This window comes from Methylobacterium sp. Leaf399 (assembly GCF_001424525.1).
Taxonomy (GTDB): Bacteria; Pseudomonadota; Alphaproteobacteria; order Rhizobiales; family Beijerinckiaceae; genus Methylobacterium.
This window is the reverse complement of record NZ_LMQK01000035.1, coordinates 20843-40978: the sequence shown is the minus strand read 5'-3', so window position 1 is coordinate 40978 and position 20136 is coordinate 20843. Positions and strand designations below refer to the sequence as shown.

At 69.2% G+C, this 20136-nt stretch carries 18 protein-coding genes; 12 read left to right on the top strand and 6 right to left on the bottom strand.

Annotation, left to right across the window (positions count from 1 at the left end; all coding sequences use genetic code 11):
- Positions 1-94: 94 nt before the first annotated feature.
- Positions 95-1786, top strand: a complete 1692-nt coding sequence (locus ASG40_RS19490; protein ID WP_055889611.1) for a methyl-accepting chemotaxis protein — start codon at positions 95-97, stop codon at positions 1784-1786.
- A 20-nt stretch (positions 1787-1806) separates the two neighbouring features.
- Here the strand turns inward: ASG40_RS19490 and ASG40_RS19485 are convergent, their stop codons facing one another.
- Positions 1807-2919, bottom strand: a complete 1113-nt coding sequence (locus ASG40_RS19485) for a transglycosylase SLT domain-containing protein (RefSeq protein WP_055889608.1) — start codon at positions 2917-2919, stop codon at positions 1807-1809.
- Between the two features lie 316 nt (positions 2920-3235).
- Here ASG40_RS19485 and ASG40_RS19480 point away from each other — a divergent pair, with 316 nt between their 5' ends.
- From ASG40_RS19480 to ASG40_RS19445, 8 genes are all read left to right on the top strand, one after another.
- A complete protein-coding gene (locus ASG40_RS19480; RefSeq protein ID WP_055889602.1) occupies positions 3236-4426 on the top strand; it encodes an inositol-3-phosphate synthase in 1191 nt (396 codons plus the stop codon).
- Positions 4426-5346: a hypothetical protein gene (locus ASG40_RS19475; protein ID WP_055889600.1), complete on the top strand. Its 921-nt coding sequence runs from the start codon at positions 4426-4428 to the stop codon at positions 5344-5346. Before ASG40_RS19480 ends, ASG40_RS19475 begins: the two co-directional genes overlap by 1 nt.
- A 31-nt stretch (positions 5347-5377) precedes the next feature.
- The gene (locus ASG40_RS19470) at positions 5378-6562 is read left to right on the top strand and encodes a class I SAM-dependent methyltransferase (RefSeq protein WP_055889596.1); all 1185 of its coding nucleotides are present in this window, start codon (positions 5378-5380) and stop codon (positions 6560-6562) included.
- Positions 6562-7590 carry a Gfo/Idh/MocA family protein gene (locus ASG40_RS19465; protein WP_055889593.1) on the top strand — a complete coding sequence of 343 codons (1029 nt, stop codon included), beginning with the start codon at positions 6562-6564 and terminating at the stop codon, positions 7588-7590. The genes ASG40_RS19470 and ASG40_RS19465 overlap by 1 nt, the downstream gene beginning before the upstream one ends.
- A gap of 19 nt (positions 7591-7609) precedes the next feature.
- Complete coding sequence (locus ASG40_RS19460; protein WP_055889589.1) at positions 7610-9199, top strand: YcaO-like family protein; 1590 nt, start codon at positions 7610-7612, stop codon at positions 9197-9199.
- A 79-nt stretch (positions 9200-9278) separates the two neighbouring features.
- Positions 9279-10109, top strand: coding sequence for a sugar phosphate isomerase/epimerase family protein (locus ASG40_RS19455; protein ID WP_055889587.1), 831 nt, complete (start codon positions 9279-9281; stop codon positions 10107-10109).
- A 106-nt stretch (positions 10110-10215) separates the two neighbouring features.
- The gene (locus ASG40_RS19450) at positions 10216-11439 is read left to right on the top strand and encodes a glycosyltransferase family 4 protein (RefSeq protein WP_055889891.1); all 1224 of its coding nucleotides are present in this window, start codon (positions 10216-10218) and stop codon (positions 11437-11439) included.
- A gap of 2 nt (positions 11440-11441) precedes the next feature.
- Positions 11442-12215, top strand: coding sequence for a PIG-L deacetylase family protein (locus ASG40_RS19445; protein WP_055889586.1), 774 nt, complete (start codon positions 11442-11444; stop codon positions 12213-12215).
- 11 nt (positions 12216-12226) lie between these two features.
- On the opposite strand, the gene ASG40_RS19440 is transcribed toward ASG40_RS19445, so the two are convergent.
- Positions 12227-12802 carry a TetR/AcrR family transcriptional regulator gene (locus ASG40_RS19440; protein ID WP_200944285.1) on the bottom strand — a complete coding sequence of 192 codons (576 nt, stop codon included), beginning with the start codon at positions 12800-12802 and terminating at the stop codon, positions 12227-12229.
- Positions 12803-12924: 122 nt separating this feature from the next.
- Here ASG40_RS19440 and ASG40_RS19435 point away from each other — a divergent pair, with 122 nt between their 5' ends.
- Entirely contained in the window at positions 12925-14037 is a 1113-nt protein-coding gene (locus ASG40_RS19435) for an aldo/keto reductase (RefSeq protein ID WP_055889581.1), read from the top strand.
- A gap of 82 nt (positions 14038-14119) precedes the next feature.
- On the opposite strand, the gene ASG40_RS20895 is transcribed toward ASG40_RS19435, so the two are convergent.
- A complete protein-coding gene (locus ASG40_RS20895) occupies positions 14120-14284 on the bottom strand; it encodes a YqaE/Pmp3 family membrane protein (protein WP_082524165.1) in 165 nt (54 codons plus the stop codon).
- A gap of 220 nt (positions 14285-14504) precedes the next feature.
- Between ASG40_RS20895 and ASG40_RS19430 the strand changes: the two genes are divergently transcribed.
- On the top strand, positions 14505-15458 hold the full coding sequence (locus tag ASG40_RS19430; protein WP_055889579.1) for a DUF2336 domain-containing protein: 954 nt from the start codon (positions 14505-14507) through the stop codon (positions 15456-15458).
- Positions 15459-15478: 20 nt separating this feature from the next.
- Positions 15479-16246: a hypothetical protein gene (locus ASG40_RS19425; RefSeq protein ID WP_055889574.1), complete on the top strand. Its 768-nt coding sequence runs from the start codon at positions 15479-15481 to the stop codon at positions 16244-16246.
- Between the two features lie 107 nt (positions 16247-16353).
- Here ASG40_RS19425 and ASG40_RS19420 read toward each other — a convergent pair whose 3' ends face one another.
- The 3 genes from ASG40_RS19420 to prfA all read right to left on the bottom strand — a co-directional run bounded on the left by ASG40_RS19420 (position 16354) and on the right by prfA (position 20065).
- Positions 16354-17613 carry a DUF4167 domain-containing protein gene (locus ASG40_RS19420; protein ID WP_055889572.1) on the bottom strand — a complete coding sequence of 420 codons (1260 nt, stop codon included), beginning with the start codon at positions 17611-17613 and terminating at the stop codon, positions 16354-16356.
- A 485-nt stretch (positions 17614-18098) separates the two neighbouring features.
- Entirely contained in the window at positions 18099-18983 is an 885-nt protein-coding gene (prmC, locus tag ASG40_RS19415) for a peptide chain release factor N(5)-glutamine methyltransferase (RefSeq protein WP_055889568.1), read from the bottom strand.
- Positions 18980-20065, bottom strand: a complete 1086-nt coding sequence (gene prfA / locus ASG40_RS19410) for a peptide chain release factor 1 (protein ID WP_055889565.1) — start codon at positions 20063-20065, stop codon at positions 18980-18982. The genes prmC and prfA overlap by 4 nt, the downstream gene beginning before the upstream one ends.
- Positions 20066-20136 lie beyond the last annotated feature (71 nt).

The following is a 20136-nucleotide window of genomic DNA, read 5'->3' as shown; positions in this document are numbered from 1 at the left end:
TATTAGTCCCAACCCGCCAGCCTAATTCCGCAGCGCGTTACATGATCCTCGATCCGTAGTCGCGACAAATCGGAATAAAAGGCTTCTCCGTTCCATGGTATCAAAAGTCGTCGACCTCAAGATTGCCGTGAAGATCGGGCTGTCGCTCGCTGTGGTCGCACTCGTCGCCGTCGCGATGTCCGTCATCAACCTTCGGAATGTCGCCACCAGCGAAGACGCCGCCAAGTGGACCGATCATACGCATCAGGTGTTGTCGGCCGTGAATACGGTGACATCGGCGATGGCGGACCAGGAAACCGGCCTGCGTGGCTACCTGATCACTGGCGGGGAACAGTTCCTGGCGCCCACGAAGGCCGGTGAAGCGGCCTACGAGACCGGCCTCTCGTCGGCGCGCCGGCTCACCGCGGACAACCCGGTGCAGCAGGAGCGTCTGACCGCGCTCGACGGCCTCGCCCGTGCATGGCGCACGAACGTCGCGGCACCGCAGTTGGCTCTGATGCGCGATCCGGCGACGCAGGGGGAGGCGCGGAACCTCGTTGCCTCCGGGATCGGCAAGGCCAGGATGGATGCCTTCCGCGCCAAGGCCAAGGAGATCGCCGATGCCGAGCGCGGCCTTCTCGTCGACCGCGAACGGACGGCGAAGGCCGCGGCCGAGACCTCTCGCACGACGGCGATGGTCGGCCTCGCCGTGATGACGTTGGCCGGCGTGCTCAGCCTCCTCGCGCTGCACGTCGGGATCGTCAAGCCGCTTCGGGCGATGACCGCGGCCATGTCGCGCCTGGCCTCGAACGACCTGACGGTGACGGTGCCGGGAATCGGTCGCCGCGACGAGGTCGGCGCCATGGCCGCGTCCGTCGAGGTCTTCAAGCAGGGCATGATCCGCAACCGCGCCCTGGAGCGGGACACGGAACTCGCCCGTGCCGACGCCGAGACGCAGCGCAAGGCGGCGATGCGGGACATGGCCGATTCCTTCGAGGGCGCGGTCGGCGGCATCGTCGCGGCCGTCTCGGCCGCCGCGACGGACCTTCAGTCCACCGCCACCACGATGACCCACACCGCCGCCGAGACCGCCGGCCAGTCGACCGCCGTGGCCGCGGCCGCGGAGGAAGCCGCCACCAACGTCACCATGGTCGCCTCGGCGGCGGAGGAACTGGGCTCGTCGGTGTCGGAGATCGGCCGTCAGGTCGACGGGTCCGCCACCCTCGCCAATGCCGCCGTGACCCAGGCCGCCGAGACCGCCGCCCTGGTCCAGGCCCTCAGCCACAGCGCCGCCAGGATCGGCGAGGTCGTCGGCCTCATCTCCAGCATCGCCGGCCAGACCAACCTGCTCGCCCTCAACGCCACCATCGAGGCGGCGCGGGCCGGAGAGGCCGGGCGTGGGTTCGCCGTGGTCGCCGCCGAGGTCAAGGAACTCGCCAACCAGACCGCGCGGGCCACCGACGAGATCGCCCGTCAGATCGGCGACATCCAGGGTGCGACCGGTCAGGCCGTGTCGGCCATCGACGGCATCACGGCGCGGGTGCGGGAGATGAGTCTCGTCGCCACCACCATCGCCGCCGCGGTGGAGCAGCAGGAGGCGGCGACGCAGGAGATCGTGCGCAACGTCTCGCAGGCCGCCGCCGGCACCAACGAGGTGACCGTCAACATCAGCGGCGTCGCCGACGCGGCGGCGAGCACGGGTACGGCGGCCGGCAAGGTCCTGACCTCGGCATCCGGCCTGTCGCAGCAGTCCGACCATCTCGGCGACGAGGTGAAGCGGTTCCTCGCCACCGTCCGCGCCGCCTGAGGCGGCGCCACCCCGAGGCGCTACGGCAGCGCCTCGGAGACCCGGATGACCCCCGGGACGGGGGCCGTACGACCGGCGGTCTCGCGGGGGGCGGCCGCTCCCAGGGCCGCGACGCCTTCGTACTGGTTGAGGCGGCGGTCGATCATGCCGTCGATGCGGTGGCGCAGTTCGGCGACGGTGAGCCCGCGCCGGCCCTTCCCCTCCTTCTGGGTGAACAGGCTGCGGTTGGCCTTCGCCGCCGACTTGAACACCGCCTTGGCGACCTGCGCCGGCTTCTCCTCGGTCAGGGTCAGGAAGCGCCCGGCGCTCGCCGTCCCCAGGAAGTGGGCGAGATAGAGCTCCGACGTCTTGAGGTCTCGGCCGATCCGCTGGGCGATCCGGTCGCGGTCGCGCTTGATCAGCTCGCCGGCCATCAGCGCGGCGACGTAGGGGTCCTGGCGCAGGGCGAGGACGCGGGTGCGCATGGCATCGTCCGAGACGGTGATGCCCCGGCCTCGGCCGGTCACGGCGGCGGCCTCGGCGTCGAGCCCGTGGCGCCGCCCGAACTGGCGCACCACTTCGAGCCAGGTGCCCGACAGGAATTGGAACAACCCCTCCGCCGACGAGGTCGACGCCTTCACCGTGGTGGAGAAGCTCGACTCCTTGTCGGCCAGCGCCATCATGTAGACGGGATCGACCCCGGTCTCCTCGGAGGCCCGCAGGATCGCTTCGACCAGGGGGCGCGGCACGGTCATGTCGCCGAAACGCAAGCTGTCGCCATCGCCGGACTCGGCCGGTTGCGGCAGCGAGGCGAGGTCTGTCTCGATCAGTGCCAGGGTAGGCGGTTCCTGTTCGATCACGGGAACTCCGGACCAGGCACCGCGTTCTGTGAACGATTCGGTGTTCACCGCCGCCGTTGCGCGACGGACGTCGAAGTCGATCCGGTCGTGAGCCAGGGCGGCAGGAGCGAGGGCGCTCTGCGGTAGTCCGGTGGCCAGCAGGAAACCGGCGGCGAGGATCTTGGCCGTGCGGTGACGCAGGCCTTTGGTCTTCAGTGTCGGCCTCGGTCCGGGCCGGCGGAAAAGGATGGTCTCGTTGGGCACGAGACGGCTCACGTCGTCGGCGCAGAGCGCCGGCTCCGGGATAACCCCCATTGTCATTCCTTGCTCGTGCCGTGGCGTTCTTGGGCCCGGCTTCGGTCAGTTCAGCGAGCGGACGTCTCGCGGGAGGCTGTGACCAGAATGGGACAGCGACATGATCCAACCGTGGCACGCTTAACGAACGGTTAAGCCTGTTCGCGGACCCGCCCTTAACGATCCGTTCGGTCCGCATTCACCCTGGGCGCGGCAATAAGGCCCCATCGCCGGACTTGGAACGAACGGGGACTGTCCCAGTTTAGCCAGACCGAACGGACGAGCATGCGGCTCCGAGCCGCTGCCTCGTCGATCAGAGTAAGGAAGTCTCTTCCCCATGAGCATGCAGACCGCGCGCCGTGTCGGCGTTGCCTTCGTTGGCATGGGCGGCGCCGTCGCCACCACAGCCATCGCCGGTATCGAAATGATCAAGACCGGCTCGAACCACCTGGACGGGTTGCCTCTTGCGGGGATCTCGGTGGCCGGTCTGGCCGACTACAAGGACCTCGTGTTCGGCGGCTGGGACCTGAACGACGACGACCTCGCCTCCGCGGCCACCGGCCACGGCGTGCTCACCAAGCAGGACATCGAGAACGGTGCCCAGGTGCTCAAGGGCATCAAGCCTTGGCCGGCCGTCGGTAGCGCGAAGTTCTGCAAGAATATCGACGGCGCCAATCGCATCGTCGCCGCCGATCACCGCGAGGCGGTATCGGTGATCGCCAACGACCTCCGTCGGTTTCGGCTCGAGAGCAATCTCGACGAGGTCGTCGTGATCAACTTGGCCTCGACCGAGCGTTGGCCCGACCTCTCCGACCCCGTCCTGAACTCGACCGCCGCCTTCGAGAAGGGGCTCGACGCCAGCGACGAGGCGATCAGCCCGGCGATGCTCTATGCCTACGCGGCCATCAAGAGCGGCGTGCCCTACGCCAATTTCACGCCGAGCGTCGCCGCCGACGTACCCGCGCTTCTCGACCTCGCCCGGGAGATGAACGTCCCGGTCGCCGGCAAGGACGGCAAGACCGGCCAGACCATGATGAAGACCGTGCTCGCCCCCGCGCTGAAGGCGCGTGCTCTGCATGTCGACGGTTGGTTCTCCACCAACATCCTCGGCAACCGCGACGGCCTCGCCCTCAACGATCCGGCCTCGCTCCAGTCCAAGCTCAACACCAAGGGTACGGTGCTGGATTCGATCCTCGGCTACCCGGTCGAGGATCACTTGGTCCACATTCACTACTATCGGCCCCGCGGCGACGACAAGGAAGCCTGGGACAACATCGACGTGACCGGGTTCCTCGGTCAGCGCATGCAGATCAAGGTCAACTTCCTCTGCAAGGACTCCATCCTTGCCGCCCCGCTGGTGATCGAGATCGCCCGTGTTCTCGACCTCGCCAAGAAGCGTGGCGACGGCGGCGTGCAGGAGCAGCTGTCGAGCTTCTTCAAGGCGCCGATGGTGAAGAACGGCCATGGTCCGGAGCACGACTTCGGGAAGCAGCAGACGATGCTGCTGAATTGGCTCGGCGTGCATTGATGCCGACATCCGACGTGGGGGGGGCTTTCGCCCCCCTCGCACTGCGCGACCTCCTGGTCGAGCTCAACGACCTCAAGCGCGTCCATTCCAGCGGGCGTCTCGGCTCCATCGCCGAGCGCCTGTTCTTTCAGGGCTGGTCGGCGCTCACGGCCGGGGCCGATGCTGCGACGGTGGCGCTCGACATCACCGCCAAGGCCCTGGCGGCCGCTCGCCTCTGCGATCTCGACGATGCGTTCCTGTCATCCGCGGGTCTCTCCCGCGGGGAAGTGGGGGATGTCCTCGTCGCTGGCCTCGACGCCGTGGCGGCGAATGTCGACTCCGGGCTGTTGGAGGGTTTGCGACTACGCCTGCGCCGTCGCGAGGCGATGCGGGCAGGTCCGATTCCCGGTTTCGTAGAGGCGCTCGCAGATCAGCCGCGTGCGGGGGTGACCTGTCCCGGCAAGGCGCGGATCCTGCTCGAACCGCCCGAGAACCATGCCGAACACTGCCTCGTCGTCGCTGTCTACGGCGTCGTGCTGAGTCCGTTCTATGGCGCAGACCCCACCACCGTGTTTCTCGCCGGGATGAGCCATCACTTCCATAACGCGATGATGCCGGACGCCGGGTTCACGGGCGAAATGCTGCTCGGGCCGCATCTCGCCACGATCATGGCACGGACGACCGAATTGGCCTTGAAGGAGATCGCGGCTCCGCTGCGCGCGCAGATCGAGGCGGCGAGAACCGTTCTTCCGGACGATTCCACGCCTGAGGGTCGGGCGTTCCATGCCGCCGATGCCATCGACCGGGTTCTCCAGATCGCGCAGCACCTGCGGGCGGCGTCGCTGACCATGGGCACCGTGCTCACCGAGATGGAACTCGTGCACGCCGGTCCCGTGAAGGACTTCCACGACCGCGTCCTCAGGGATATGCGCATCCCGTGAGCGTCCCATTCGACGGCGCGGGGCGGTTGCGATGATTCCCTTCGAGCTTCTCTCCCCGGCAACCGGCCATCCCTTGCGGTCCGACACGCCGCATTCCTTGCGCGATGCCGTGACCGGGGACCGGTGGCCCTCGGTCGATGGCATCCCGTACCTGCGCACCGGGCGCGACGATCTCGTCGCACTGACGTTGAAGCTGCTCGATGCCGGCGAGATCGGCCTCGCCCTCGAAGGGTTACTCGCCGATCAGGACGACTGGTGGACCGGACCGGCGGCCGATCCGATCGACCTGCATGCCCTGGTGCGCGACCGCGAGACGATGAGCCTGCGCGATGCGGTCCGGCACCTCGGTTGGGGGCGGGTCGGCGATTACTTCCTGCACCGTTGGACCGATCCGACCTATCTCGCCGGCTTGACGCTGCTCGAAGCGCATTGGAACGATCCCACCTGCATCTTCGAATTCGCCTGCGGCATCGGCCACTACCTGCGCGAATTCCAGTCCCACGGCGCCAAGGTCGCCGGCGGTGATGTCGTCTTCGCCAAGCTCTGGGTCGCCCGCCACTGGCTCCTCGACGCCAAGGCTCAGCTCTTCTGTTTCGATGCCGGGTCGCCGCATTGGCCCATCGCCGGCTCTCCCGTCGATCTCGTGGTCTGCAACGATGCGTTCTACTTCCTCGACGACAAGGCGGCTGTCCTCGACAATCTGCGCCGCAACGCCGGCGACGATGGGTGGCTCGCCCTGAGCCATATTCATAATGCGGCCCGTCCCGGCTTCTCGGCCGGCAAGGCGGTGTCTGCGGCCGAGATCGACGAGCTGTTCCCCGACGGTCTCGTCTACGACGACGACGAGCTCACCCGTGCCCTCCTCGCCGGTCGCGCTCCCGCGCCCAGAGCGCCGTCCGAGATGACGGGCGTGGAGGCCTTCTCGGTGGTGGCCGGGCCGGGGATGCGGCCCGCCCCCCGCACCGTGGTCGACGGCATCACCTTGCCGCGCGAGGGAACACAGCTGCGCCTCAATCCGCTCTATCGGCCGGACGGTTCAGGCCGGTATGGGATCGCCTGGCCCTCCGAACGCTACGAGGCGGAATATGCCGCCCGCGCCACCTACCCGCCGACCTCCGCCGGACCCGAAGTGCTCGACTGGGTCGGCGGAGAGACGACCCCGGCGGCCGAACGGGTGCGGCGGCGTGAGTTCGTCGACCTGCCGGAGCGGTGGTGATGGCGGACGACGTCGGCTGGGGCATCGTCGGCTACGGCTGGGTCGCCCGCGACTACATGGCCCCCGGAATCCGCGAAGCCGGGCACCGGCTGGTGGCGGTTTGCGATCCGGGTGAGGCCTCCCGTGCCGCCGCCGAAGCCGACGGCACGCGCGCCCACGCGACCCTCGATGGCCTCCTGTCCGAGCCGGACGTGGAGGCGGTCTATGTCGCCACGCCCAACCACCTCCATCGCGGCGCCGTCGAGGCCCTAGCGGCGTCGGGCAAGGCGATCCTGTGCGAAAAACCTATGGCGGCCGGTCTCGCGGACGCCGAGGCCATGGCCGCCGCGATCGCCACGACCGGCGCGTTCTACGGCACCGCCTTCGACCAGCGCCACCACCCCGCCCATCGCACGATGCGCGAGGACATCCGCTCCGGCCGGATCGGTACGGTCACGACCATCCGGATCCTCTACGCCTGCTGGCTCGGCCGGGAGTGGACCTCACGGGCCGACCTCGACAACTGGCGGATCGACCCGGCCAGGGCGGGTGGCGGCGCCCTCATGGATCTCGCGCCCCACGGGCTCGACCTCGTGGATTTCCTCCTCGACGAGCCCATCGTCGACATCGCCGCCCTGACGCAGAGCCGGGCACAGGATTACACCGTCGACGACGGTGCGCTGCTGATCGGGCGCAGCGCGGGCGGCGTCCTCGCCAACCTCCATGTCGCCTACAACTGCCCCGACGCCCTGCCGCGCCGGCGCCTCGAGGTGGTGGGAACACGGGGCCAGTTCACGGCGATCGACACGATGGGTCAGGTCGCCGGTGGGTCGCTGACGTTCACCGACGGTACAAGTGGGCTGGCCGAGGCTGTCGCCTTCGATGCGGCCGCCTCGCCGTTCCTGGAACAGGTCCGCGCCTTCGGCTCCGCCCTGCGGCGCCCCGGGGAACGGACGGCCTATAGCGCCGAACGCGACCTCCACACGATGCGGCTTCTGGCCCGCGCCTACGGCATGCCACCCGCCGCAGACGCCGCGGCGACGACGTGAGAGACAGGACGGACCCGACGTGAGCGAGAACGATCAGGACGGACGGGCCCGCAACGCCCGCGTGAAGGCTCCGCGCCCCTACCGCTACGGCACCGCCAGACGGATCGAGGGCCTGCCCTCCGCTCTGCCCGAGCCGGTCCGGGCCTATCTCGACATCCTGCCGCCGGGCCGGATCGTCGGCTTCTCCCTCGCGCCCCTCGACCGGACCGGCATTCCGGTGTGGTTCGTCTCGCTCTTCCTCGACGATCCGTTCTTCGTCGGCGCCATGCCGAGCGGGATCGGCTACGGCGCCACCGACGACGAGGCGCTGATCGGCGCGGTGGCCGAGATTGCCGAGAACCTGATGCCGTCGCTGGCGGTGATGCCGCGCAAGAAGGAGCGCGGCTCCTACCACGACCTCGTGCGTGTCTTCGGCGCCGGCGCGGTGGCCGATCCGCTCACCCTTTGCCTTCCCGCCGGCAGCCCTGTCGGGCGCGATACGGTGCTCGAATGGACCCCGGCGGTCCGGGCCCGCACGTCCGAGACCGTGCTGATGCCCCTCGACATCGCGGCCACGGACTATTTCGAACTGTCGGAGGGCTACACGCCCTTCACCAATCTCATCACCAACGGCCTCGGCGCCGGCCCGGACGTGGCGTTCGCCCTCGGCCACGGGCTCCTCGAACTGCTGCAGCGCGACGGCAACGGCCTTCTGTTCCGCGCCCTCGACCAGGGTGTGATGCTCGACGTCTCACAAGGGCTCGGCCCCGAGACGCAGGCGATGCTCGACCGCCTCGATGCCCTCGGCATCCGCGCCTTGCCGAAGTTCGCCACCGACCAGTTCGGGCTCACCAACGTCTACGTGGTCGGCTACGACCGCGATCTCGCCGACACGCCCGTGCCGATCGCGCTCTCGGCCTGCGGCGAGGCCTGTGATCCCGACCGCGAGCGGGCCCTGCGCAAGGCCCTGCTCGAATTCCAGGCCGCCCGTGTCCGCAAGGCTTTCGGCCACGGCCCCTTGAGCTTTGCCGAGCGCGTGACCCCGCCGGGCTATGTCGACGCTTTCATCCGCAAGGCCCTGCCGAGCCTCGACCTCGAAGAGGGTAGGGCGCTGCGCGCGATGCTCGACTGGATCGTGCTGCCGACTGAGGGCCTGCGCGATGTCCTCGCCGACACGGTCTATTCCGAACGCAGCACGAAGCCCTTCACGGAGCTGCCGACGACCCCCGCCCCCGATGGCCACGCCAGGGGCCGCATCGCCCGCGAGCGGCTCGACGAGGCCGGGTTCGACGTCCTCTACGTCGATTGCTCGCCCCCCGGCTCCGGGGTCGGCATCGTCAAGGCGATCGTGCCGGGGCTCGAGGTCGAGACCATGAGCTATCACCGCATCGGCGAGCGCAACACGCGCAAGCTGATCGAGCGCGACCATCCATTGATCCGATTCGGGGAGGCGAGCGAGACCCTACGGCCGGTGCGCCTGAATCCGGAGGCGATCGAGCGGTTCGGCGGCCAGCCGCTGTTCGATACGGCACTGGCCGACACCATCGTCGGACGGCACTACCCGCTCTACCGCGAGCCGGAATCGCACCACGCGCCGTTCCGCCTGCAGCAGCAGGGCTGGGCGGCGTGAAGGGGCTCGGACGGACGGTCTTGCCTCTCTCACAGACAGGAGAAGGCCGGACGTGGCGGTGCCGTGAGAGGATCGTCGCATGACGCTTCGTTTCGCCTACAACACCAACGGCGCGGCCAACCACCGCCTCGACGATGCCATCGATCTGATCGCGGACGCCGGCTACGACGGTGTCGCCATCACCCTGGACATCCATCACCTCGATCCGTTCGCGGAGGGCTGGGTGCAGGAGACCGAGCGGGTCTCGAGTCGGCTCCAGCGGCTCGGGCTCGCATCGGTGATCGAGACCGGCGCGCGCTTCCTCCTCGATCCGAAGGCCAAGCACGAGCCGACCCTGGTGACGGCCGACGCTTCCGCGCGGCTGCGGCGGATCGGGTTTCTCAAGCGGGCGATCGACATCGCCGCCATCTTCCGGTCCGAGGCGGTCTCGTTCTGGGCCGGCGTGCCGAAGGCCGGCGTCGATTCCGCGGACGCGATGGGCTGGCTGCGGGACGGCGTGGCGGATGTCGTCGCCTACGCCGAGGCGCAGGGCGTCGTGCCCTGCCTCGAACCGGAACCGGGCATGCTGATCGAGACCCTGGACGATTTCGCGCGGCTCGACATCGAGGGCCTGCGTCTCGCCCTCGATACCGGTCACTGCCTGGTGACGCAGGAGCGCGAGCCGGCTGCGGCGATCGCCGAGTTCGCCGAGCGCATCGGCACGGTGGCGATCGAGGACATGGCGCGGGGCGTCCACGTCCACCTGCCGTTCGGAGAGGGCGATATGGACGTCGGCGGCGTCCTCACCGCCCTGGAATCGATCTCCTTCGGCAAGCTGATCTGCGTCGAACTCTCGCGCGAGAGCCACCGCGCCGACGTGATGATCCCCCAGGCTTTGGCCTATCTGCGCGAAGCCCGGAGGCATGCATGACATCGGCGAATGGCGAATGGCGAATGGCTAGGAAACGGACGAGCAGGTGGGCGATCCATTCGCCATTCACCATTCGCCATTCGTGCGCACCGCGGAGCGGTCGCGCATGAGGATCTGCTTCGTCAGCCGGCGCTATTTTCCCGCGATCTCGGGCATGAGCGTCTATGCGCAGAACCTGCTGCGCGAACTCGTGGGCGCCGGTCACGACGTGACGATGATCAGCCAGTACCGTGGCGACGCCTTCGGCACCCGCGTCTATGGCGGCGGCCCGCCGCCGGCGGTGCCCGGCGTGCGCGTCATCGGGCTCGAACAGATCGGCGAGCAGACGAACGGCGACTTCGAGCGCGACATCGCGACGATGGTCGAGACCATCGTGGCCGAACATGCGCGCTCGCCCTTCGACGTCCTGCATGCGCAGTACGGCTACCCCACCGGCTGGGCGACCCTGATCGCGGCCAGGACAATCGGCCTCCCCACCGTCGTCTCGATCCAGGGCGGAGACGGCCATTGGGTCGGCTCCTGCTGCGAGACCCATCGGGTCGCCATGTGCGCGGTGCTCGCGCACGCCAACGCCCTGCTCATCGGCGGCGCCTCCTTCGTCGGGGAGGTCTGCGACCGGCTCGGTGCCGATCCGGATCGCTTCACGATCGTGCCCGGCGCGGTCGATACGGCCCGCTTCACCCCCGTCGAGACGCGCGCGCCCGGTCCGATCCGCCTGTTCTACCATGGACGGGTCGACCGTCGGAAAGGTGTGCTCGACTTCATCGAGGCGTTGGCGAGGATGCGCGACGCCGGTACGCCGTTCGAGGCGATCGTCTCGGGCATCGGGCCGGACGTTGAGGCCTCGAAGGACCTGGCCGCCGAGCGCGGCCTGGGAGAGGCCGAGATCCGCTTCACCGGCTACGCGGATTACGACACCGTGCCTGCCCTCTACGCGCAGGCCGATGTCTTCGTGTCGCCGACCTATGCGGAGGGTTTCTCCAACACCATCCTCGAGGCGATGGCAGCCGGGCTTGCCGTGGTCTCGACCCATTCGGTCGGGGTGTCGGACTGCCTGCGGGACGAGGAGAACGGTCTCCTGGTGCAGCCGGGCGACGTACCAGCCCTCGCCGCGGCCCTGACGCGGGTGGTGGTCGACGACGACCTGCGGCGGCGTCTCGCCACGGACGGCCTCTCCGAATGCCGTCGGGTCTACTCGTGGCACAGCGTCGGCCGCCGGATCATGGCAGTCTACGACGAGATCGCCGGCGAGCTTCCCGATCCTGCCTTCGAGGAGACATTGCCGCACGATCCGTCCTGCCGTTTCCGCGCCGAACCGCACCTGCTGTAGCGATGCCCACCGCGCTCGCCCTGTCCCCGCATCTCGACGATGCCGCCTTCTCCTGCGGAGGCACGCTCGCGACCCTCGCGGCGTCGGGCTGGACGGTCGTGATGGCGACGGTCTTCACCGGCTCGGTCGCCGATCCGAAGGGGTTCGCCCTGGCCTGCCAGACCGACAAGGGCCTCGGACCCGACGTCGACTACATGACGCTCAGGCGAGCCGAGGACGCAGCGGCAGCCACGGCCCTCGGTGTCGCGCGCCCGCTCCACCTCGGTTTTCGCGAGGCGCCGCACCGCGGTTACGGCAGTGCGCCGCAGCTCTTCGCCGGCCTGCGGGCCGACGATGCCATCGTCGACGATCTGCGCCCGGCCTTGGGCGACCTGATCGCCGAGACGGCTGCCGACCTCATCCTGGCGCCACAGGGCATCGGCGGGCATGTCGACCACCTCCAGGTGATCCATGCCTTGCAGGCGAACGTCTCGCAGCGCGCAGCCGGCACACCGATCCTGTGGTGGCGCGACTTTCCCTATACCGTGCGTCATGAGACGCCGAAGGAGCCGTTCGCCGAGAGCTTCTCACGGCTGGAATCGGTGACGATCGGCTTTGCGCCCGAGGCCGAGGCGGCCAAGGAGAGGGCCTGTTCCGCCTATGCCAGCCAGCTCGGATTTCAGTTCGGAGGACGCGCCGGGCTGGTGAAGCGATTGGCCGAGGAAAATGCACGCGAGGCGTTCCGCCTCATGGGCGCCTTGCCTGCCGCACTGGCCGCGCTGGCTACCACCACCTGAAGGATGGCCGCTCAGGCCGGCTCGGGCCACGCCCGCATCGCGGAAGCGGCGATACGCTGGAGCTTGTCGCGCGCCGCGCCGTCGCGCGCGAGGGTCGACAACCCCTGGATGACGGCCATCACATGCCCCGCCAGGGCGTCCGCGTCCGTTTCCGGCGGCATCTCGCCCGCGTCGATCCCGTGCAGGATGCGCTCCCTCAGTTGGGCCTCGATGCGCTGGCGGATCGCCGTGAGCGCTCGCTGAACGTCGACAGCCTCTGCCGAGCAACTGATCGTGGCGCTGGCGAGCAGGCAGCCGGGCGGCGTCTGCGTTCCCGTGAAGCCGATCACCGAGGCGTCGAGCAAGGCGAGTGCGGCTGCACGCGCGGAGCAAGCGCCTGCAATGATCGTCTCGGGCGTGACGGGGCCCGACAGGTAGCGGTCGACCGCGGCGAGGAACAAACCCTTCTTGTCGCCGAAGGCGGCGTAGATGCTGGGTGGCCTCACGCCCATGGCGGCGGTCAGCTCGCTTAGGGACGTCGCCTCGTAGCCATGCCGCCAGAACAGCAGCATCGCCTGGTGCAGGGCCGCATCGCGATCGAACGACAACGGCCGACCGGCCTTCCGACGCGGAGTGTCTTCATCGAATTCCATAGCGTTCAATATGAAACCCTGGACGCGGCGAGGCAAGGAGTGCTAGGGTTTCGTATCGATCGATAGGAAACACCTCAATGCCGTTGGACGATTATCGCACCCTCGGCCGGTCGGGCCTCGTCGTGAGCCCGATGGCCCTCGGGACCATGACGTTCGGAACCGCCCGCTGGGGGTCGGGCGAGACCGAATCGCGAGCGATCTTCGACGCCTACGTCGAGGCGGGCGGCAACGTCGTCGATACGGCCGACGTCTATGCGGACGGTCGCAGCGAGGAGATGATCGGGCGCTTCGTCGCCGAACGGGGATTGCGCGACCGCATCGTCCTGTCGACGAAGGCGGGCTTCGCCACCGGCAAGGGCCGACTCGCCGGCGGCAGCGGCGCCAAGCACCTCCACGCGGCGCTCGAGGGGTCCCTATCCCGCCTGAAGACCGACCATATCGATCTGTTCTGGCTGCATGTGTGGGATTCGGTCACGCCGGCCGAAGACGTGTTGGAGACCATGACCGGCTTCGTCCGGTCCGGACGGATCCGCCACTGGGGCCTCTCGAACACCCCGGCGTGGTTCGCGGCCAAACTCGCGACCCTGGCGGCCGTGCGGGGCGTGCCCGGTCCGATCGCGCTGCAAGGTTTCTACGCCCTGGTGAACCGCGATATCGAAGCCGAGCATGTGCCGATGGCCTCGGAGTTCGGAATGGGGATCATGCCCTGGAGCCCTCTCGCCTACGGCCTGCTCGCCGGCAAGTACGACCGCGCCGTCGTCGAGGCATCGCCTCCGAGGGCGGCCGGACTGCCGCGGGACGCGGCGACGTCCGGCCAAGGTCGCGATGCCGGCGACAAGCGTCTCGACGGCGCGAACCCGTTCGGTGACAGCCTGTTCACCGATCGCAACTGGGCCATCGTCGAGGTCGTGCGCCGCATCGCCGACGAAATCGGCACGTCGGCCGCCCGTGTCGCCCTCGCCTGGGTGATGCGGCGGCCGGGTGTGACCTCGACCCTCATGGGCATCGGCCGCGTCGAGCAGATGGCCGACAACATCGCCGCCCTGGACCTCGTCCTCGCTCCGGAACACCACGAGGCGCTGGATTCGGTGAGCGCGGGGCGACCGCGCATGCTCGATACCTTGTTCATGCCGGCCATGCGCCGCCAGGTCGTCTTCGGCGGCGACTCCGTGCGGGCTCGGCCGTCCTGACCGGCTCGACGATCCGCCGTTTTCACCGCCGGCTCGGCCGAGCCGCGGGTGGGCTCCCGACAGCTGCAGGAGCCCCAGGCCGTCAATCCTTGCGCATGATGATCCACAGGGCGTGAACCATCCCCGGGATGATGCCGAGGATCGTCAGCACGATGTTGAGGAAGAACTGCAGGCCGATGCCGGTGGTGATCAGCACGGCGACGGGCGGCAGAAAAATGGCGAGGAGGATGCGGATGATGGTGGACACGGGAACTCCGGACTTTCGAGCGACCGATCGCTCGGTGGCGCAAGTCGTGCGGGCCGGCTTTGGTTCCCAATACCATGTTGCACTGCCCACGATGGGATTGGCCCGGAGCGAATGGAGAGCCGGCGACAATACGTGCCCTGGCGCATCGATGTGCGTGAGGGTCTTTTAAACCTCCTTCCCGCAAGATCGCGGCTGGTCTGATGGTGGGTGCTGAGGGGACATGAATCATCCGCTCCTCGTGGATGTCGAACAGGCCGTCGCCGGCGGTGACGGGGCGGCGCGCCAGAGCATGCTCGATCGCGTGACCGATCTCTTCGTGGGCGTCGCCGACCGCATCGACGACGACCAGGTCGAGGCCTTCGACGTGGTCCTCCACCGCCTGATCGGAACGGTGGGGCCGCAGGCTCGCGCTTCCCTGTCGGATCGGCTGGCCGACATTCCGAACGCGCCGCGGTCCGTGGTACGCGACCTCGCCTACGATGCCGAGGTCAGCGTCGCCGCGCCGATCCTGTCGCGTTCGACCCGACTCGACGAGGACGATCTCATGATCCTGGCCGCCGAACGCGGCCAGGATCACCTGCATGCCCTGGCCAAGCGCAAGAGCCTGAGCGAACGCGTCAGTGACGTCCTCGTCACCCGCGGCGACCGCTCCGTTGTCCACGCGGTGGCGGCCAACCAGGGGGCCCGCCTATCCGGCAAGGGGTTCGAGACGATCGTCGCGCGATCGCGGACGGACGACATCCTGCGCGATACGATCGGTCGGCGCAGCGATGTCCCGAAAGCGTGCTGGCCGGCCCTGCGCAAGCCACCCGCTCCCGTTCGATCGAACCCCGCTGCCGTTTGCGACGAAGACGAAAAGCGGATCGCCGCCTGGTTCGCGGAAGACCGCATCACCGAGTGCCTCGACGCCCTGGCCGGATTTTCGGGAACGTCGGTCGATCGGGTGAGGCAAGCCTACGAGGCCACGGCCTACGAGCCGCTGCTCTACCTCGTCCGCTCGGTCGGCTTCGGTTGGGGGATCTTCAAGCTGTTCCTCCTGTCGAAACCCGGGCCGCCTCCGTCGCCGGAGGACCTGCGCGGCGCCTTCGCGGCCTTCCAGGCGATGCCGGTGGCGACCGCCATGCGGGTGGTGACCGTCGGCGCCCACGGCGCGGCCCCCCGAACGCCGCGCTGAGGCGCCGCGGCGCGCCCGACATGCTGCTGGACTGGCTCGGCTCCCTGATCACGCCTGCGGCGAGAGACGTCCGCCGCCTCGGCTACGTGCGCGACAGCATCTGGCTCCTGTCGCGCTCGCGCCGCTGCCGCGCCGCCTGGCGGCCCCACCTCGACCTGTCGCGGGCCTTCGTCGTCGAAACCATCGGTGGCCTGCCTCGGCGTCACACGGCGGTGGTCCTCGGGTCGGGCCTCCTCGACGACGTTCCCCTCGAGGCCCTGGCCGAGGCCTTCCGGTCCGTCGTTCTGGTCGATCTCGTCCATCCCTGGCCGGCGCGGCGGCGGGCGCGGCGGTATCGGCACGTTCGATTGGTGGACGCCGACCTGAGCGGAAGCATCGACTGGCTGCTCGGACGCCGCAGCGACCTGGCGCCGGCGCTGCCGGATCTCTGTCGCTCCCCCGACGTCGATCTCGTGATCTCGGCCAACGTGCTGTCGCAACTGGCGATCCTGCCCCTCGACACCTTCGAGGCACGGGGCCGGGTTCCACCAGATCTCGGTGCCCGCATCGTCAGGGCCCATCTCGACGGACTCGCAGGCCTTGCCGCGCAGGTATGCCTCCTCACCGACGTCGAGCAGGTCGAGGAGGATCGCGGCGGGCAGGCGGTCGCGTGCGAGGACCTGTTGTTCGGGATCACCATGCCCGAACCGGACCGGCGATGGGACTGGACGCTGGCGCCGTTCGGCGAGGCGTCGCGCAAGACCCGGCTCGTCCACCGCGTCCGCGCCTATCGCGACTGGACGGGATAATGCCCTCGGCCGCCGCCAGGATACGGTGGACAACTGGATCTGCGAGGACGGAGAGACGAAAACGGCCGCCCGATCGGGGCGGCCGTGCGTGATCGGGTAAAGCCAGCTTATTCGGTGTCGCCGCCCTCGGTCGGGCCGGACCCGGCCTCGGCGCCGTCGACGCCCTCGAAGCGGGGGCGACGCCGGCGGCGGGGCTTGGCGGCGGCCCGCGGCGCCTCGTCGTCCCCGTCCGGTCCGGGCACCGGCTGCGGCTCGGGAGCGGCTTCCACCGGTGCCGGCGGACGCGGCGGCGTCATGAGGAAGGCAGGCAGAGCGGCGGCCTGATCCTCCAGAGGAAGCCGGCTGGCAGGCTCCTCCCGGCGGCGGCGGCTCCGTGTCGAGGTCTCCGGACGAACGGCATCGTTCCGAGGCTCGTCGCTGCGCGGAACCTCCTGCCGGACCGGCTCGTGACGGACGGGCTCCTGACGAACCGGTTCCTGGCGAACGGCCTCCTGCCGCGGCTGCTCCTGCTGTGCGGGATCGAAGCGCGGCACGTCCTGCCTCGGAGCATCCTGCCGGGGGCCATCTTGCCGGGCACCGTCTTGCCGGCCGCCGTCTTGCCGGGCGTAATCCTGGCGGGGCTGATCGTGGCGCGGGCGATCGTTGCGGACGTAGTCCGTCCGCTGGTCCTGGCGGGCGCCGTCGCGGGGCTGATCGTTGCGAGGCCGGTCCTGCCGGACGTAGTCGGCTCGCGGCTGATCCTGCCGGCCGTAGTCCTGGCGGGGGGCGTCGGTGCGCTGTCCGTCCCGCGGTCCGTTGTCGAAGCGCGGGGTGTCGAAGCGCTGCGGCCGGTCGTTGCGGTTCTGGAAGCGGTCGCGGCGCTCGGGCCGGTCGTTGCGGTTCTGCCGATTGTCGGACGGCGCGTCCTGGCGGTTCTCAGGACGCGTGTCGGGCCGAGCCTCCTGCCGGCTGTCTTGGCGATTCTCCTGGCGATTCTCCTGCCGGCCCTCGTAGGGCTGGGGCTGGTCGCCGTAATCGTCGCCGTAGCCGTTGGCGGCGTAGCTGGCGGCGGCATAGCCCTGCGGGCTGCCGTTCTGGCCCTCGTCGTCACCGTCGTCGCCGTCGTCGTCGTAGGCGCCACGGGCATAGCCGCCGGCCTGTTGCCGGTTCTGCTCCTGGGCGCCGGAGATGATGCGGAAATAATGCTCGCCGTGCTGGAAATAGTTTTCTGCGGCGACCGGGTCGCCGCTCGCCTGCGCATCGCGCGCGAGCTGGGCGTATTTGTCGGCGATATGCTGGGCGGTGCCCCGGATTTTGACGTCGGGCCCATTGGATTCATAGGACCGGGTGAGCGGGTTGGGACCCTTCGGGCGGTTGCGGCCGCGCATCCGTCTGTTCTGGTTTGGTCTCATCGGTCTCGATTGACCCTCGCTCATATCGAAGCGTCTGATGATGGGGCGGTTCCGGTCCGCAGCGACATCCCGATCCCAGGCCCGTCGCCGCCGTCGCATGGCCGAGGCCATCCGCGACCGATGTGTCGCCGTGCTTGCGGTCTGTCCGTCAACCGGGGCTTGGCTCGCGTACGGGTTTCCTTCGCAGGATCCCTTCGCGTGTCGGGTTGTAAGGGATCAAGCCCCTGTCGCATCCATGATGCGCGTCTGCCTGATCACGGGGAGATCGCCCAAGGCTGCTACGGACCACACCGCAGAAGTCTCTACATCGTGCCGGCTTAACAGCCCGCCCAACGATCTACCCCGAGACCCTAGCCGTTTGCCGTTCGGGCAACAAGCATTTTTTCCCCGCCGACCGCCCCGTCGTCCAAAACGGCCCGGCGACGGCGATTCCGCCGTGGTGGGTGCTCCCTTCGTCCCCTTCACGTCCGCAACCCGGACAGGCTGACGACCCGCTCGTGCCCCGCCAGATCGCGAACGACGTGGACATGTTCGAACCCGGCCCGGCGCCCGAGATCGGCGACGGCCTGGGCCTGGTCGAAACCGATCTCGACATGGAGCGCGCCGTCGCCCGCGAGCAGGGACGCATCGCCCGCCGCGATGCCGTCGAGGATGCTGCGATAGGCGTCCAACCCGTCCACACCGCCGTCGAGGGCGAGCACCGGATCGTGATCCCGGACCGATGCGGACAGGGCCGGAATCACGGCGCTGGCGATATACGGCGGGTTTGACACGATGACGTCGAAGGGGCCGGTCAGCGGATCGGACCAGGAGGCGGCCACGAAGGCGCAGCGGTCGCCGACACCATTGGCCCGCGCGTTCGCCGAGGCGGTGACGAGGGCGTGCGCGGAGCGGTCGACGCCGATGCCGAAGGCGTGTCGGCACTCGCTCAGCAGCGCGATCAGGACGCAGCCCGAGCCGGTGCCGAGGTCGAGGATGCGTAAGGCGTGCCCGCGATCGGCGAGCCCCCTCAGGGCGGTCTCGACGAGAGTCTCGGTATCGGGCCGCGGCACCAGCGTCTCGGGCGACAGCAGGAACGGCAGTCCCCAGAACTCCCAGGCGCCCAGGATGCGCGCCACCGGCTCGCCGGACAGGCGCCGCTCCATCGCGCGCGCGAGGCGCGCGGCGCCCGCCTCGCCGATGGCGGCGTCCGGCGCGAGGCGAAGCTCGGTCTGCGTCAGCCCGAGGGCGTCGAGCACGAGAAAGCGGGCGTCTTCCGGTCCCGCATCGATCCCGTCCCGGTCGAGCAGGGACCGCGCGACCGACAGGGCGGCCTGGCGCGTGAGATGCGGAGGGATGCCGCTCACGCCATGCCGTCTGCGGCCAGGAGTTCGGCCTGGTGCTCGGTGAGCAGGGCATCGACGAGTTCGTCGAGGGCTTCGCCGGCCAGAACCTCCTCGAGCTTGTAGAGCGTGAGGTTGATCCGGTGGTCGGTCACCCGCGCCTGGGGGAAGTTGTAGGTGCGGATGCGCTCGGAGCGGTCGCCCGATCCCACCTGCGACTTACGGTCGGCGGCGCGCACGGCATCCTTGGCGGTACGCTCGGCGTCGTAGAGCCTGGCCCGCAGCAGCGACATCGCCCGGGCGCGGTTCTTGTGCTGCGAGCGCTCCTCCTGGACGAAGATCACGATCCCGCTCGGCAGGTGGGTGATGCGGATCGCCGATTCGGTCTTGTTCACGTGCTGGCCACCCGCGCCCTGCGACCGCATGGTGTCGATCTTCAGGTCGGCGTCGTTGACGACGATGTCGACCTCCTCCGCCTCCGGCAGCACCGCCACGGTGGCCGCTGAGGTGTGGATGCGCCCCTGGGTCTCGGTGTCGGGCACGCGCTGGACGCGGTGGGCGCCGCTCTCGAACTTGAGCTTGGCGAACACGCCCTTGCCCTTCACCTCGGCGATGACCTCGCGGTAGCCGCCGACGGTGCCCTCGTTCTCGGAGATGACCTCGACCTTCCAGCCCTTGATGTCGGCGTACTTGGCGTACATCCGGAAGAGGTCGCCGGCGAACAGGGCGGCCTCGTCGCCGCCGGTGCCGGCCCTGATCTCGAGGATCGCGCTCTTCTCGTCGGCGGCGTCCTTGGGCAGCAGCATGAGCTGCAGCGCCCGATGGGCCGCCTCGACGGCCTCTTCGGCCTCCGGCTTCTCGGCCGCCGCCAGCGACCGCATCTCGGCATCGCCGCCCGATTCGTCGATCAGCCCCTCGATCCCGGCGAGGTTGTCGGCGGCGGCGCGGTAGGCGTGGATGGCGGCGACCACGCCTTCCAGCTCCGAGAGTTCGCGCGAGAGCTGCACGAAGGTCTCGGAATCGGCCGAGCCCGCGCTCAGCGTCGCGGTGACGATGTCGTACCGCGTCAGGATGGCATCGAGTCGGTCGGGAGGAATCGGCGTCATCGCCCTCTGGTTGCTCTTGATCCGGGGGAAAGGGAACGGGCCCGGCGGACGGTGCCGCAAGGTCCGCGCTG